This is a genomic window from Bartonella sp. AP1QHHD (assembly GCF_042196265.1).
Classification (GTDB): domain Bacteria; phylum Pseudomonadota; class Alphaproteobacteria; order Rhizobiales; family Rhizobiaceae; genus Bartonella.
In genome coordinates, this window is record NZ_JBHIPW010000012.1 from 1 (window position 1) to 14370 (window position 14370).

A 14370-nucleotide genomic window follows, 5' to 3' on the forward strand; every position below is an offset into this window, starting at 1 on the left:
ATAAAACAACTCTCAACAAAAGCTGCTTAACCTTATGGGGGTGTTTTGTTCCCCGCATATCTACGAGCACCCCCACCCTTCCTAACACTTTCAAGTAATGCGTGATTCACGCCACACGTGAATTGCATCTCAATGTAACGAGAAAAGATATGGCGCCTCGTCCAGCTGCTATAACGCAACCAGCCATTGCTCGCGCTTTAAGAGAAGCGAAAAAGCAAAAATGCGAACTCATAGAAATCAAACCTACCGGTGAACTGCTTATCTATCTTAAAGCAGATATTCCAATACCAAACTCAACAGCACATCCTGATAAAATATGGAATTTATCTCGTGATGATTATGAATTTGATATCATCTTATAGGTGTTCCCATGCCAAAACCACGCCCTCCTCACCTTGTGAAACAAATTACCCAACATGGCAAAATCGTATGGTATGTACGTATTGGTCATGGAAAACGTATTAGAATACGTGGTACCTATGGAACGCAAGAGTTTGTTGACAATTACAAAAGCGCACTTGCTGAATTACAAGGGCTTATACTCCCTAAATCCAAAACCGGTAAGCTAGTCGAAGGTTCATTTGCATGGCTCCTTAAACAGTATTTTAATAGCTCCAATTGGCATAGCCTCGCTAAAGCCACAAAGAAACAAAGAGAATACATCCTTATGAAGATATGCGATTCCGTAGGAGATATCCCATACCAAGCAATTAATAAGAAACATATCATAGCTGGAGTTGAACGGCGTAAAGAAACGCCAGCAATGGCTAGAGAATTTCTGAAAGTACTTAATGGGCTTTTTAATTGGGCAATTGACCAAGGTCTTTTGGAAAACAATCCGACTTTAGAGGTCAAAAGGCCTCCCCTAAAAAATAAGGGGGGCTTTGCTGTTTGGACAGAAGAAGATGTCGAAAAATATTATCAAAGATGGCATCATGGTACCCATGAACGCGTCTGGATTGATGTTCTTCTATATACGGGCTTGCGTCGTGGTGATGCGGTCCGCATTGGCTGGAAAGACGTCAAAGATAATATCATTCACATCAAAACAGAAAAGAGCCAATTTAAAACAGATGTATTTCTCCCAATTTTGCCAGAATTAGCCAAAACGCTTGAAGTTGGTCCTATTGGAGAAGAAACATTCATTTGTGGTAAACGCGGGAAAAAAATACCCAAAAAAAGCTTCGGAATTACATTTTATAATGTGTGTACCAAAGCAGGTATCAAAAAATCAGCGCATGAATTGAGAAAATTAGCAGCAAAACGTGGCCGCTAATTCTGGTGCAACAGTATCACAACTCAAAGCAATTTTTGGCTGGACAAATGATGCTATGGCATCTCTTTACACAAAGAGCACAGACCGTAAAAAACTCGCTCTTGCAACCATAAAAAAGCTTCAAAAAGATGAGGGATAGAGGCAAAAAAACTCAATAGAATCAAGATTCACCTATTCCCTTATATTAGACATAAATATTTTATTTTACTTGCTTTTTATTTGCCTAATGAATATACTAACAACTTCATAACATTGGTAAAATTATCCGGCGGGCTATTATTAAAAGAATCAGAAAGTTTTTTGTAAAATTCTTTCCACAAACATTTATTTTCAATAAAGCCACCTAATTCATCAGCCTTAACTTTAGCAAAGATATAACCAAAGTCTTCTAAAGCTTTAATGCGATAAAGAGTGAGAGTATAAAATACATGCATTTCATTTATTAAAGCAAATTCTTTTCTTTAAAAAGGTTATAGCCTTCTATCTAACAGCGTTTTTGCTGTAAAATTCAAATTATCGATCTGCTCAACTAAAGAACTTTCATTGTTTAGCTTTTGTGCTTTTTTCAAAGAGATGTGGGCTTTCAAGAATAAGCTTTTCTCGTGCTTTTTGTAACTGTTTAATGACTTCATCAATCTTTGATGGAGAACAAAAAGATTCTTGGCTATTCAACAAATGCAGCCTCTCCTTTCCCTCATACAAACATTGCATCTGAGATTGAAGTATTCTAACTTCTTGAAAAAAAAGACGTCCTGTTTCCTTAAAACCATTATTAAGTGCAAAAAGTTGATCGGAAATGGATAGCAGAATTTGTTTTAAAAAACGCTCATTTTCTTGGCGTTTACGATATTCTAAAATAAGAGCATGGCTTATCTCATCTAACTGTTTTTTTGTAGAATCAATTTGACGCAATAAATTTGGTTTTTCCCCCATATCACCTTTTCTCACCTTCACAAGCATAGCATGAATGTCTAATAACTTAATTGCGGAATGAGATAAATAATCAACAACTGTAGGCGTATTAACATAGCGTTTCCGTGCAATCATCACAAACTCACCTAATGACTGTTTTTTACATTCATCCCGCTATTTATTTTTCATTTTACAAGACCATTCTAAAGAAAGTGCTAAAAAATATTACCTCCAATACATTATTCGATGGAGCCTCTTCTCTCTTTTCACGATCAACGTGGAATCCGTGGAGAGAGAAAACGTACAGGTGTATAAAGGATAAGATGTGTTGTTTTTTCCAACACACTACTACCATCAGCAAGAAGGGCTTGACTAGGTGACAATTCTGTACCTTGCATAATTGTGGAAGCCAAAGAACCTTCTCGAGAAAGAGCCATCAATGTTGGCGAAGATGCAAAGACATTGTGTGCTCCCCCATCCACATGAGAGAAATCAAGAACAGCTATTCCATTTTTACGCAACATTTCAATATCTGAGCCATCGCCCACACGATGATGTCCACCCGTAAGACGTCCTGAAACCGCAAGAGCTTTATCCGCTCTGGATACTAAAATAGCGGTTGGCTGCGGGAGTTTTTTTATATCATTAAGTTGGCGCTCAAATACATCAACATCAATATCTGGTGCAGCCATTAATAAACTTGTAATACGACGAATAGGCCTATATTTTCCCTGTAACGCTAACGTTCTAAATGCTTCCATTATAACAAAATTGCCCATAGAATGTGCAATAACCGAAATTTGATCAGCATTGGTTTCACTAATAAGTGTTAAAAGCTCTATCAATCCGTCACGGGCAAAATTAGCACTGTCACGATCATAAATATAAAGAGGAACTGATCCGGCCGAAGGCCAAGAATAATGCACAGCGACAACATTTAAAGAATAATCGTGTGTAAACTGTGCTGTACGAAATGTACCATCTGCAAAATTATTATTATACCCATGGATAAAAAGAAAAATTTCTCTTTTTCCTTTTGGCTTTTTTGCTAAAGCAGCATTTAATCGCTGTTTAAACTGTTCTTTATTATCGTATTTTTGCAATGCTACTGCTGCAAAATACTTATCATGCGTAGGTTTATAGGCATTTATTTCAACAACCCCCTTTACATGTTGCTGAGGAATTCCTACGTCAACACGATTATAATGAACTTTATTTGATCGCTCTGCACCATAAGGTTGAGCGTAATTATTTTGCATCATACGACTCGTTGCAACATACACTGGAACGATGGCTTTTGGAGAAACTGGTTTCCCTTCAACTTCCCTTTCTACGGCAGTCATAGAAGGTGTTGCATGCACCCCATGCCAAAGTACAGCACGTGAATCACTACACGCTGATAATAAAGAAATACAAATAAGAAGTGTTAAATATCTCAGAATCATTATACTTCTCACTGCAACTTCACCCCACCTTATAAAAATATAACATTTCAAATGCATAGATAAAGTAATAAAAACGAAACATTATTGGCAACACACCAACAAATAACATACAAAAAAGATTTTTCTATAATGCCTATAAATCCCCTCTCTCTAACATAACTTCATCTCATTATGGAGAGACTCACTGCTAACTGGTGCGGTCGAGAAGACTCGAACTTCCACGGGTTGCCCCACAGCGACCTCAACGCTGCGCGTCTACCAATTCCGCCACGACCGCACGTGGAAAGAAAAAATCTTGGTTTTTAGCCTTTAACAAATCATAAAGAAAGGTACAAGCCAATTTTCTTTTTCTCATAATTTATTTTATCCGGATGCTTTATAACTTTATAAAGATTACGAGAAATATGGGCTTTACTATGACCTTTGAACCATCATCATAAAATGTGCTTGTGCCGCTTGATCTTTTTCATAATAACCATGAAAGTTTTTTGTAATTGTTGTAGAGCCCTGTTTTTGGATTCCTCTCATAGCCATACACATGTGCTCAGCCTCAATCAATACTGCTACACCATGAGGCTTCAGATACGTTTTTAACGCGTGAGCCACTTGCGCTGTCATAGCTTCTTGAGTTTGTAAACGACGAGAAAAAATATCTACAACACGTACAATTTTTGAAAGACCAACAATTTTTGCATTAGGAAGATATGCTATATGTGCTTTCCCAATAATTGGGATCATGTGATGCTCACAGTGTGAATAAAAAGGTATATTCTTTACGATTACGGCTTCATTGTATCCTGAAACCTCTTCAAAAACTGTACCTAAGGTTTCTTTAACCGATTGACTATAACCATTAAAAAGCTCGCGATATGCCTTGGCTATACGTTTTGGAGTATCTAAAAGCCCTTCTCTATTTGGATTTTCCCCTATCCATAAGAGTAATGTACGAATCGCCTCTTCCACCTCTTCAATACTCGGACGCTTTTCTTCAGATAAATTTGTGTCTTCTTTAACAACATTACGCATTCAAAAACTCCAAGCTTACTCTATACAAAGCATTTGCTCCATACCTATCTCATTTTGTATAATCTCTATATAAGCGAATTAAAAGTTTAAACAATCACGACTCTCAAAATTTCAGGCAATAGCGCATGATTGATAATATCTATAATGATAAAATACTTAAATATGCTGCACATATAGGCAAAATTGGGCGTCTTAATAATCCTGATGCAACATCAAGAAAACATGCACACCTTTGTGGTTCGACAATCACTGTAGATTTAAAAGTGGAAAATGGTATTATTACTGATTTTGCTCACGAAATACATGCATGTGTGCTAGGGCAAGCTTCAGCTTCACTTTTAGCATCTCATATCATCGGACAAACAACTCAAGATCTTAAAATATTGCGTGAAGTTATCTACCAAATGCTAACGCAAAATGGTCCTTCTCCTCAAGCTCCATTTGAGGATTTTTCTTGCTTACAGCCCATTAAAGACTATAAAGTGCGCCATGCAGCAACACTACTACCCTTTGATGCAACGATAGACTGCATTCAAAAAATTGAAGAAAAATAAATGTTCAAATCACAATCTAGACAAAAAAAGTTGACTCGGAATTACACAGGCACTTGGCAAAAAACACCCGGACGATTATTGGGTGTTTTCTTAATACGTTTCTATCAAATAACACTTTCGAGCCTTATAGGTAATCAGTGCCGCCATGCCCCGACTTGTTCAGAATATACATATGAAGCGATTGCACGCCATGGGCTTTGGGCTGGTGCATGGATGGGACTCTTTCGTATCATGCGTTGTGGGCCCTTTGGAACAGATGGCTTTGATCCAGTCCCTCCATCGCTTGGAAATTCTTGCTGTTTTTATAAACCTTGGTGTTACTGGAAAATTTCTGACAAACACAACAAATAATCCTTTTCTTTTTTCACATGTATTGATAAAAAATTAGTCTATAAGCTTTTTACTCAATTTTCACGAAACCATCCGCAATCGTTAGCGGAATTGGATTAAAAGGGTGTTTTTATGTCTTGCTCTATTTCTCTTTTTTTTCCCGATGGTTCAAAACGTAATTACCCCGCCGAAATGACAGGCTTGGAATTAGCAGAATCTATTTCTAAATCACTTGCAAAAAAAGCAGTCGCCTATAGTCTTGATGGTATCACGCGAGACTTATCGGATCCATTGGGACAATCTGGTCAAGTAGAGATTATTACCCGAGAAGATTCACGCGCTCTTGAGTTCATAAGGCATGATTGCGCCCATGTCCTTGCTGAAGCAGTGCAAGAGCTCTTTCCTGAAACGCAAGTAACAATAGGTCCTGTCATTGAGAATGGATTCTATTATGATTTTGCACGCCAACAACCTTTTACATTAGATGATCTCACCATCATTGAACAGAAAATGCGTGAAATTATCCAACGCAATAAACCTTTTAGAAAAGAAATTTGGTCTCGTGAAAAAGCAAGAAAAGTTTTTTCTGAGAAAAAAGAATTTTATAAAGTTGAACTTATTGATAGCATTCCTGAAAATCAAGATTTAAAAGTTTATTATCAAGGGGAGTGGTTTGATCTTTGTCGCGGACCGCACATGCAATCTACAGGGCAAATTGGGAATGCTTTCAAATTAATGAAAGTTGCAGGAGCTTATTGGCGTGGCGATGCCAATAATCCAATGCTCACGAGAATTTATGGAACAGCATTTGCAAATGAAAATGACTTAAAAGCCTACCTCCATATGCTAGAAGAAGCTGAAAAACGTGATCATCGCCGCTTGGGACGTGAAATGGACTTATTTCACTTTCAAGAAGAAGGGCCAGGAATGATTTTTTGGCACAAAAAAGGTTGGAAAATGTTCCAAAATTTGATCAGCTATATGCGTAGACGCCTTGATGATCATCAATATGCTGAAGTTAATGCACCACAAGTTCTCGATAGGTCACTCTGGGAAATATCTGGCCATTGGGGTTGGTATAAGGAGAATATGTTCAAAGTAATTTCAGCAGCAGAAGATTCAGATCATGGGAATGTTTATGCCCTTAAACCAATGAATTGCCCTGGTCATGTGCAAATTTTTAAACATGGTTTAAAATCTTATCGTGATTTGCCTATTAGACTTGCTGAATTTGGACTTGTTCATCGTTATGAGCCTTCAGGCTCTTTACATGGTCTTATGCGTGTGCGTGGTTTTACACAAGATGATGCGCATATTTTTTGTACTGATGAACAATTAGCCGATGAATGTCTCAGTATTAATGATCTTATTTTATCAACTTATGCTGATTTTGGTTTTAAAGAAATTAGTCTTAAGCTTTCAACACGTCCAGAAAAACGAGTTGGATCTGATGCATTATGGGATCATGCAGAAAGTATCATGGAATCTGTCCTTAAAACGATTGAAACAAAATTTGCAGGACAAATCAAAACAAGCATCCTTCCAGGTGAAGGAGCATTTTATGGTCCAAAATTTGAATATACATTAAAGGATGCTATAGGTCGTGAATGGCAATGTGGAACAACACAAATAGACTTTAATCTCCCTGAACGTTTTGGTGCATTCTATATTGATAAAGATTCAGAAAAACGTCAACCTGTTATGATCCACCGTGCTATTTTGGGATCAATGGAGCGTTTTCTTGGTATATTAATCGAAAATTTTGCTGGACATATGCCACTTTGGCTTGCTCCTGAACAAATTGTTGTTGTAACAATTACATCCGAAGCAAATGAATATGCCCAAAAAATAACAGCAAAACTTAAAGCTGTTGGGCTTTCCGCAACAATAGATCTCCGCAATGAAAAAATTAACTATAAAATACGAGAACATTCTTTACAAAAAGTCCCCGTAATTTTGGTATGTGGCAAACGTGAAGCTGAAACAAACAGCGTAAATATACGCCGCTTAGGAAGTACAAATCAAACCCTTTTATCTGTAGAAGATGTGATTAAACAACTCTCAAATGAAGCAACACCTCCAGATTTGCAACGTGTAATAAATGCATAATATCACAGAAGATGGTAATACGTTAATTTTTTACTATAAATCTTCAGTTTTTGTACAAAATGAAATAATTTGATATTGTAGTGTGTTTTTGTTTCATGCACAATGACCTATCACCAGAAAGAGTAACGTGCTCTCTCTCTACAAGGTGGATTGGTGAAAAAGTTGAATGTAAGCTATGAGCTGTTTAAATGCAAAAATCATAGACAATTGAATATTAATAATAACATTAATCTTTTACCTTTATAATGAAAAGATTCTGCTACTATCATGGATAGATCATTACAATAATTATAGCAACATCAAGCAAGAAAACTGAAAACAAGATTATATTTATTAATAAAAAATATGTAAAATTAGCTGAACAATGATATTTCTTATTCGTAAGATAAGCCCTTATAAAAAGGACAAGATATTGATTTATAATGATAATATATCGTTATTCATATTAAATAAGGTTTCGAATATCATAGGCTTCTCTTATTTTTAATATGTTTATGTTGAATCTATCAAAATCATTTGCTTGCACGAAACAAGCGGAATGAGTGTGTGGATAAAAATTATTGAGAAAGGACTTTTAAAATACCTACAATGAGCCGCCTAAAGTGCTAAGGATTGTTGCAGTCATTGAGAACAGGCTATAACTATAATGATGATGCCGACTTGAACCTTCATAAGTATAAAAATAGCGGTACTCAACGAGTTTACCATTAATCATTCACGAGGCATTATGGTAAAATAAGATTAAGAAGCCTTAAGAAACATCTCTTTAAAACAAGCACATGAATTGGTAAGCTAATGGCATTCTACATCCCGCAATCTACACTGATGAGATATTGCCTTAATTTTTATAAAGCCAAATCAAAAAAAATGGCAAAACTCAGCGTTTATTCTTTCTCTTCTTCATGTTTTACCAAATGAAAAACTCTTATAAAAAACTCGTTAAATATACACATACGATATATGACTACTCGTTGAACGTATAAAATTCTGGGCACATCCATAAAACATCTAAATATCTACGAAACACATATAAAATAAAAAAATATTATTATCGTGCTCTATCAAGAACACGCTTACATTCAATGAGTTCAAACAGAATTTCTTGTAACAATGCTTTATCAGTTTTATCTTTGTAAAGATTCACAGAACCGACAGATGTTTCTCCCTCACTCCTCATGAAACTCAAAAGCCCAAAAGAAGATTTCTTAGGCTTATTGCTAGCATTTTCAGAAGTTTGTCCTGCATGTTTCTTCTCTATGACCACATTCATAGCATCAAGATCACCATTACCCAATGCAGTTACAAAAGCAACACCATTTTCTTTCAAAAGGCGTTGCACACCTTTTATCGTATAACCCTGATCATATAGTAACTGCTTAATACCATTGAGCAAATCAACATCGACCGGACGATAATAGCGCCTTCCTCCCCCACGTTTCATTGGTTTAATCTGCCTAAAACGTGTTTCCCAAAATCTTAAGACATGCTGCGGAAGCTCCAATAACTCCGCTACTTCGCTAATTGTGCGAAAAGCATCAGAGCTTTTATCCATTTTGTAACACCTTATTTAAAACAAAATAAATTACTTTACAATGACTCATTCTGTCTCAATTTCTCAACAAGATTAGTCAAAAATAAGACCATCATTGACACCTTACTCACCAGTCTTTTTCTAAAAAACAAAGACCCTTATTTTATACATTTCTTTAACAAATACCAAACATACCATGGCATTTATTTATGAGATATCATTTTTTCTGTTTTGCACGATGCGAATCTAAAATTCTCTGTTTAAGAACATTGGCAGCCTTAAACGTCACAACACGTCGCGGCGGAATAGGTGCTTCAACACCTGTTTTTGGATTGCGTCCAACACGTTCATTTTTACTGCGAACCTGAAAAGTTGCAAAAGAAGATAATTTAACCGCTTCACCTCTTACAAGTGAGTTGCAAATCTCATCCAAAACCAATTCGACTAAAGCTGCTGATTCAGTATGTGACAAGCCCACTCTTTTACAAACTACGCTCGCTAAATCTGCACGCGTTACTGTCTTACTTGTCATTATAACCACCTATTAAAATATTAAAAATTACAAAATGACTTATACGTTTTCTTGAAATATGGTCAAGTAGCCATAATTTACCAACGAATAAGAATTGCTCCCCATGTAAATCCACCTCCCATGGCTTCTAACATGATAAGATCTCCTTCTTTTATTTTTCCATCGCAAACAGCTGTTGTTAAAGCCAACGGAACTGATGCAGCAGACGTATTACCATGTTGATCAACGGTAATCACAACTTTATCTAGTGAGATTCCTAGCTTTTTAGCAGATGCTTCAATAATGCGCTTATTAGCCTGATGAGGTACAAACCAATCTAGTTGTGAAGAATCCATACCTGCAGCTGCAAAACAATCATCAACCACATCCGTTATCATACCAACAGCATATTTAAAAACTTCTCGTCCTTCCATACGCAAATAGCCTGTCGTTTGTGTTGTTGAAGGTCCACCATCAACATATAGCTTATCTATATAAGCACCATTAGAGCGCAATTTCGCAGACAATATACCACGCTCAAAAGCAATACCCCCCTCAGTTTCTTGTGCTTCCAAAATAACAGCACCCGCACCATCACCAAACAAAACACATGTCGTACGATCTTCCCAATCTAAAATTCGAGAAAATGTATCGGATCCAATAACTAAAATTCTTTTAGCTCCCCCACACCGTAAATAAGAATCTCCTGTTGTTAAAGCAAAAATAAAACCAGAGCAAACAGCTTGAATATCAAAAGCAAATCCATGGCTCATTTCCAAAGCATGCTGAATTTCAACAGCAGAAGCAGGAAAAGTACGATTCGGGGTAGACGTTGCTAAAATAATACAATCGATGTCTTTTATTGTTAAACCAGCATTTGTAAGTGCTGCTTGCGCAGCCTCAACTCCTAAAGAAACAGTTGTTTCATTTTCACTGGCAATATAACGTTGGCGTATTCCTGTACGCTGAACAATCCATGAATCTGACGTTTCAACAAACTTTGCAATCTCATCATTTGATAAACTTCTTTTCGGCAAAGCACTTCCTACACCACGTATAATTGACCGAATCATTCAGCTCTTACCTTTTCTTCAAATTTTTCATTTCTATTATAAGAGCTTATCATAAGGACTCTCCATTCATCACCGCTTCATCTTCTTGGTCAAAAAGTGTTTCTTTATTTTCATGAAATCGCCGTAAATCAGCCGTTATTTTTTGTAAAAGTCCATTATTAACCATTTTATAACCAACGCGGATAGCAGAAGCAAAGCCATTAGCATTAGCACTGCCATGACTTTTTATAACAACACCATTCAAACCTAAAAGCACTCCTCCATTCACCCTATCAGGATCCATTTTATGTTTCAGTATACGAAAAGCAGCCCGTGATAAAAAATAACCAAGAGATGTTAAAAAAGAACTGCGCATTGCAGAGTTTAAAATCTCTCCTATCTGTCGCGCGGTTCCTTCTGCGGTTTTTAAAGCAATATTACCAGAAAACCCCTCTGTCACAACAACATCGACTGTTCCTTTTCCAATGTCATTGCCCTCAACAAATCCTTTATATTCCAATCCTTCTAATTGCACTTCACGCAATATCATTCCTGCTTTTTTTATTTCATAAAGTCCTTTAACCTCTTCCACCCCCACATTTAAAAGCCCAACACTTGGTCTTTCAGTGTGATATAAAGCGCGAAACATACCTGCTCCCATAACCGCCAAATCAACCAACTGACTAGCAGAGGCACCAATTGTTGCTCCAATATCTAAAACAATACTCTCACTGCGCAGTGTTGGCCAGATACCCGCAATACCAGGACGTTCAGCCTCTGCAAGCATTTTCAAACAAAAATAAGACATGGCCATGAGTGCACCCGTATTACCAGCAGAAATGCAAGCATCAGCTTCACCATTTTTTACCGCTTCAATGGCGTACCACATTGATGATTTACCACGTCCATTACGAAGTGCTTGGCTTGGCTTTTCATCCATGCGTGTATAACTTTCTGTAGGGCAAAAGCGCGATACAGAATCCAAACAGGGATATTTTTTTAAAACTGGACGAACAGCCTCCTCTACTCCATAAAATAGAAAATAAATATTTGATAAATATTTTTGTACAATTGCTGCTCCTGCAATAGCTGCTTCTGGACCGTAATCACCGCCCATGACATCCACAGAAATTCTAATCACGCTTGCATATCCCACATCTTTTCATTTACATCTTTAAATACATATTATGATTTTTGGCTCCTGAATACTCACACAGCACATCTTGCGAAAATCGCTTCGCAGAAAATACCGTTTAGCATACAATAGATATTTTTTGTATGTTTTTACAATCACTTCCAATTTTTCAAAACAGAAAATGGAGAGAATTTTCGCTCTGCTTCTTCTAAATTTTCACCCATATTCATCTTTATCCCTTCTTTACGTGGATAATGATTAATAGACAACTCAAAAAACTCTTCCATGATTGCGCCAATATCAATTTTATCATCATAAAATACTTCAGGAGTATCAAGCCCCTCCACATCTAAAAACAATTCCCCTGTATCCTCTGATATTTTGGGCTTCATCAAATTTGAATCTTCAGGAACAAAAACAACCTCAATATTTTCACAAAGGATATTTTCTAATGGTTCTAATGTAACAACACATAACTGTAGTATACGCGCTTGCAACAGACCTTTTATACGCACTCCGCGTTTTTTCCACGGGAAAATATGGAATTTTCCCTCACAAGATTTTACTTCAATTAAATCATGGTTCTGGGCTAAATGTGTACATTCTTTTTTGTTTGCACAAAAATGAACCCTTATACCTTTAGCAGGTAGAGAACGTACAGATATTGGATAAGCCAAAGCAAATGTCATTTGAGGAACATTTTGAACATTCATTGACAACTCCCAAACATAAAAACGCGTAAAGCACTATGTTTTTATTTATCTCAAGTATTTATGCATTTTTTTCTTTTCTAAAGAAATTCTATATGGCATAATTTGCTTTATAACAGGGAAACTCAGTGTAAGCTACGGTAGATTAAGTTAAAATTAGAAAAAACTTGAGGTTGCCTTCTTGTCCTACATCTCAGTATAAAAAGGAGATACTATTGTTTCAAATGCCTCACATAATAGCCTTAATCAAACGTAAATTATTGATTGGTCTATCAATAGCAAGCATAGGAATGCTTGCTGGGTGTAGCCTTCTTGATTCTTCAGGTTCGAGCCAAATTTATAGAGAAGGCTATGTTCTTGATAAAAATGCTCTAAGTTCTATCTCTATTGGCTCAAGTCAAGAGCAAGTTCTTTTAACTTTAGGGACCCCTTCATTAAAAACAAAATATGATAATGAAGTTTTTTATTACATCTCACAGACACGTTATCGTGGGATGCAGTTTATGAAAACAAAGATTATTGATCGCAAAGTTTTAGCCATTTACTTCAATAAAAATAATCAGGTTGCAAAAGTTGCAAATTACGGATTACAAGACGGTCAAGTGTTTGATTTTATTACACAAACAACGCCAACTGTAACAAAAGAACATCCTTTCTTAATTCAAATTATAAAAGGCCCTGCGAATTTGCCACCCCATAACTAAATTATATAGTCTGCATACCGTTTCAATATTATAGGTCTGATAATATCAGATCTATAATAGGGGGGATTTGTAACTCTTAGAGGCGAACTTTTTTTGCCATACTGTCAAGAACTGCATTAACAAGTTTTGGCTCATCACCTTCAAAAAACGCCTTTGCTATGTCAACATACTCATTCATGACAACCGCAACGGGAACATCTTTACGGTTGATCAACTCCCATAAACCTGCTCGTAAAATTGCTCGCAATATAGAATCAAGACGTGAAAGAGACCACTCTGCAGAAAGCTGTTGATGAAGCAGAGGATCAAGCTGCTTTTGATCTTTTACAACACCCGTTATAATAGCCAAAAACCATTGAAAATCAGCTTCAAGATATTGGTCTCCATCAATATCTTTTCCCAAACGATAAGCCTCATACTCAGCTGCCGTTTCCATCACCCCCGAACCCACGATATCCATTTGATAGAGTGCTTGAACTGCAGCGAGTCTTGCTGCTCCACGTTTATTGGCTGAACGCGGAAAATGTCTGCTTTTTATATCAGCCATATTTAACGATTATCTCCAAATCTCTTTTTTAGAGCGATCATACATAAAGCAGCTTCAGCCGCAAAACCACCTTTATTTTTGTCATCTAATTTTGCACGCACCCATGCTTGTTCTTCGTTTTCAACAGTCAAAATACCATTTCCAATAGCCAAGTGCTGATGAACAGTTAAATCCATCAATGCACGACAAGAATCATTAGCAACAATTTCAAAGTGATATGTTTCACCTCGAATAACACAACCAAGAGCAACATAACCATCATACGATATCTTGTTTTGTTCAGCAAAAGCTATTGCACTTGGTATTTCTAATGCTCCAGGAACCGTTACAACATCATAACTTGCTTCAGCTTTTTGCAAAGTATTCACTGCACCTCTCAAAAGTGCATCAGAAATCCCCTCATAAAAACGTGCCTCAACAATCAATACGTGAGGCTTTTTACCTATCTCTTTCATCATAATGGAATTCCACAAAAAACGAATCAAAAAAATCAAAGTTATAAAGCATAAAATTCTGAAAACGATCAAT

The 14370-nt window shown here is 36.6% G+C and carries 16 protein-coding genes, 1 tRNA gene and 1 pseudogene; 6 read left to right on the forward strand and 12 right to left on the reverse strand.

The window, feature by feature from the left end; genetic code table 11:
- Nucleotides 1-149 precede the first annotated feature (149 nt).
- Together ACFIME_RS01810 and ACFIME_RS01815 are read left to right on the forward strand one after the other, a co-directional pair.
- Nucleotides 150-362, forward strand: coding sequence for a hypothetical protein (locus tag ACFIME_RS01810; protein WP_375684399.1), 213 nt, complete (start codon nt 150-152; stop codon nt 360-362).
- An 8-nt stretch (nt 363-370) separates the two neighbouring features.
- Nucleotides 371-1415: pseudogene (locus tag ACFIME_RS01815) on the forward strand (tyrosine-type recombinase/integrase).
- A gap of 76 nt (nt 1416-1491) precedes the next feature.
- Here the strand turns inward: ACFIME_RS01815 and ACFIME_RS01820 are convergent.
- The 5 genes from ACFIME_RS01820 to folE all read right to left on the reverse strand — a co-directional run bounded on the left by ACFIME_RS01820 (nt 1492) and on the right by folE (nt 4659).
- On the reverse strand, nt 1492-1710 hold the full coding sequence (locus ACFIME_RS01820) for a hypothetical protein (RefSeq protein WP_375662128.1): 219 nt from the start codon (nt 1708-1710) through the stop codon (nt 1492-1494).
- 106 nt (nt 1711-1816) lie between these two features.
- The gene (locus tag ACFIME_RS01825) at nt 1817-2323 is read right to left on the reverse strand and encodes a hypothetical protein (RefSeq protein WP_015856440.1); all 507 of its coding nucleotides are present in this window, start codon (nt 2321-2323) and stop codon (nt 1817-1819) included.
- 137 nt (nt 2324-2460) lie between these two features.
- Nucleotides 2461-3633 (reverse strand): alpha/beta hydrolase, encoded by a 1173-nt coding sequence (locus ACFIME_RS01830; RefSeq protein ID WP_375618498.1) that lies wholly within the window; start codon nt 3631-3633, stop codon nt 2461-2463.
- Nucleotides 3634-3825: 192 nt separating this feature from the next.
- Nucleotides 3826-3910: transfer RNA gene (locus ACFIME_RS01835), tRNA-Leu, on the reverse strand.
- A gap of 137 nt (nt 3911-4047) precedes the next feature.
- The gene (gene folE, locus ACFIME_RS01840) at nt 4048-4659 is read right to left on the reverse strand and encodes a GTP cyclohydrolase I FolE (RefSeq protein ID WP_375633139.1); all 612 of its coding nucleotides are present in this window, start codon (nt 4657-4659) and stop codon (nt 4048-4050) included.
- Between the two features lie 125 nt (nt 4660-4784).
- Between folE and ACFIME_RS01845 the strand changes: the two genes are divergently transcribed.
- The 3 genes from ACFIME_RS01845 to thrS all read left to right on the forward strand — a co-directional run bounded on the left by ACFIME_RS01845 (nt 4785) and on the right by thrS (nt 7652).
- A complete protein-coding gene (locus ACFIME_RS01845; RefSeq protein WP_375679302.1) occupies nt 4785-5213 on the forward strand; it encodes an iron-sulfur cluster assembly scaffold protein in 429 nt (142 codons plus the stop codon).
- On the forward strand, nt 5214-5564 hold the full coding sequence (gene yidD, locus ACFIME_RS01850) for a membrane protein insertion efficiency factor YidD (protein ID WP_375633141.1): 351 nt from the start codon (nt 5214-5216) through the stop codon (nt 5562-5564).
- 111 nt (nt 5565-5675) lie between these two features.
- Complete coding sequence (gene thrS / locus ACFIME_RS01855) at nt 5676-7652, forward strand: threonine--tRNA ligase (protein WP_375684400.1); 1977 nt, start codon at nt 5676-5678, stop codon at nt 7650-7652.
- A 1048-nt stretch (nt 7653-8700) separates the two neighbouring features.
- Here the strand turns inward: thrS and ACFIME_RS01860 are convergent.
- The 5 genes from ACFIME_RS01860 to ACFIME_RS01880 form a co-directional block, all read right to left on the reverse strand.
- A complete protein-coding gene (locus ACFIME_RS01860; protein ID WP_375633143.1) occupies nt 8701-9204 on the reverse strand; it encodes a MerR family transcriptional regulator in 504 nt (167 codons plus the stop codon).
- A 196-nt stretch (nt 9205-9400) separates the two neighbouring features.
- Nucleotides 9401-9715: an integration host factor subunit alpha gene (locus ACFIME_RS01865; protein WP_273791377.1), complete on the reverse strand. Its 315-nt coding sequence runs from the start codon at nt 9713-9715 to the stop codon at nt 9401-9403.
- Between the two features lie 77 nt (nt 9716-9792).
- On the reverse strand, nt 9793-10767 hold the full coding sequence (locus ACFIME_RS01870; RefSeq protein WP_375684401.1) for a beta-ketoacyl-ACP synthase III: 975 nt from the start codon (nt 10765-10767) through the stop codon (nt 9793-9795).
- A 49-nt stretch (nt 10768-10816) separates the two neighbouring features.
- Entirely contained in the window at nt 10817-11887 is a 1071-nt protein-coding gene (gene plsX / locus ACFIME_RS01875; RefSeq protein WP_375662133.1) for a phosphate acyltransferase PlsX, read from the reverse strand.
- Between the two features lie 149 nt (nt 11888-12036).
- Entirely contained in the window at nt 12037-12594 is a 558-nt protein-coding gene (locus ACFIME_RS01880; RefSeq protein ID WP_375618504.1) for a DUF177 domain-containing protein, read from the reverse strand.
- A 221-nt stretch (nt 12595-12815) separates the two neighbouring features.
- Between ACFIME_RS01880 and ACFIME_RS01885 the strand changes: the two genes are divergently transcribed.
- Nucleotides 12816-13295: an outer membrane protein assembly factor BamE gene (locus tag ACFIME_RS01885; RefSeq protein WP_375607172.1), complete on the forward strand. Its 480-nt coding sequence runs from the start codon at nt 12816-12818 to the stop codon at nt 13293-13295.
- A 76-nt stretch (nt 13296-13371) separates the two neighbouring features.
- Here ACFIME_RS01885 and nusB read toward each other — a convergent pair whose 3' ends face one another.
- Nucleotides 13372-13842: a transcription antitermination factor NusB gene (nusB, locus tag ACFIME_RS01890; protein WP_015856452.1), complete on the reverse strand. Its 471-nt coding sequence runs from the start codon at nt 13840-13842 to the stop codon at nt 13372-13374.
- 2 nt (nt 13843-13844) lie between these two features.
- Nucleotides 13845-14300, reverse strand: a complete 456-nt coding sequence (locus ACFIME_RS01895; protein ID WP_375611572.1) for a 6,7-dimethyl-8-ribityllumazine synthase — start codon at nt 14298-14300, stop codon at nt 13845-13847.
- Between the last annotated feature and the right edge of the window lie 70 nt (nt 14301-14370).

What these genes read in the sequence shown, in the direction of transcription:
- ACFIME_RS01810 (WP_375684399.1), top strand. Translation starts at nt 150, where the DNA reads ATGGCGCCTCGTCCAGCTGCTATAACGCAACCAGCCATTGCTCGCGCT.
- ACFIME_RS01880 (WP_375618504.1), bottom strand. Translation starts at nt 12,594, where the DNA reads ATGAATGTTCAAAATGTTCCTCAAATGACATTTGCTTTGGCTTATCCA.
- ACFIME_RS01885 (WP_375607172.1), top strand. Translation starts at nt 12,816, where the DNA reads ATGCCTCACATAATAGCCTTAATCAAACGTAAATTATTGATTGGTCTA.
- yidD (WP_375633141.1), top strand. Translation starts at nt 5,214, where the DNA reads ATGTTCAAATCACAATCTAGACAAAAAAAGTTGACTCGGAATTACACA.
- ACFIME_RS01860 (WP_375633143.1), bottom strand. Translation starts at nt 9,204, where the DNA reads ATGGATAAAAGCTCTGATGCTTTTCGCACAATTAGCGAAGTAGCGGAG.
- nusB (WP_015856452.1), bottom strand. Translation starts at nt 13,842, where the DNA reads ATGGCTGATATAAAAAGCAGACATTTTCCGCGTTCAGCCAATAAACGT.
- ACFIME_RS01820 (WP_375662128.1), bottom strand. Translation starts at nt 1,710, where the DNA reads ATGCATGTATTTTATACTCTCACTCTTTATCGCATTAAAGCTTTAGAA.
- ACFIME_RS01830 (WP_375618498.1), bottom strand. Translation starts at nt 3,633, where the DNA reads ATGATTCTGAGATATTTAACACTTCTTATTTGTATTTCTTTATTATCA.
- ACFIME_RS01865 (WP_273791377.1), bottom strand. Translation starts at nt 9,715, where the DNA reads ATGACAAGTAAGACAGTAACGCGTGCAGATTTAGCGAGCGTAGTTTGT.
- ACFIME_RS01845 (WP_375679302.1), top strand. Translation starts at nt 4,785, where the DNA reads ATGATTGATAATATCTATAATGATAAAATACTTAAATATGCTGCACAT.
- folE (WP_375633139.1), bottom strand. Translation starts at nt 4,659, where the DNA reads ATGCGTAATGTTGTTAAAGAAGACACAAATTTATCTGAAGAAAAGCGT.
- thrS (WP_375684400.1), top strand. Translation starts at nt 5,676, where the DNA reads ATGTCTTGCTCTATTTCTCTTTTTTTTCCCGATGGTTCAAAACGTAAT.
- ACFIME_RS01870 (WP_375684401.1), bottom strand. Translation starts at nt 10,767, where the DNA reads ATGATTCGGTCAATTATACGTGGTGTAGGAAGTGCTTTGCCGAAAAGA.
- ACFIME_RS01895 (WP_375611572.1), bottom strand. Translation starts at nt 14,300, where the DNA reads ATGATGAAAGAGATAGGTAAAAAGCCTCACGTATTGATTGTTGAGGCA.
- ACFIME_RS01825 (WP_015856440.1), bottom strand. Translation starts at nt 2,323, where the DNA reads ATGATTGCACGGAAACGCTATGTTAATACGCCTACAGTTGTTGATTAT.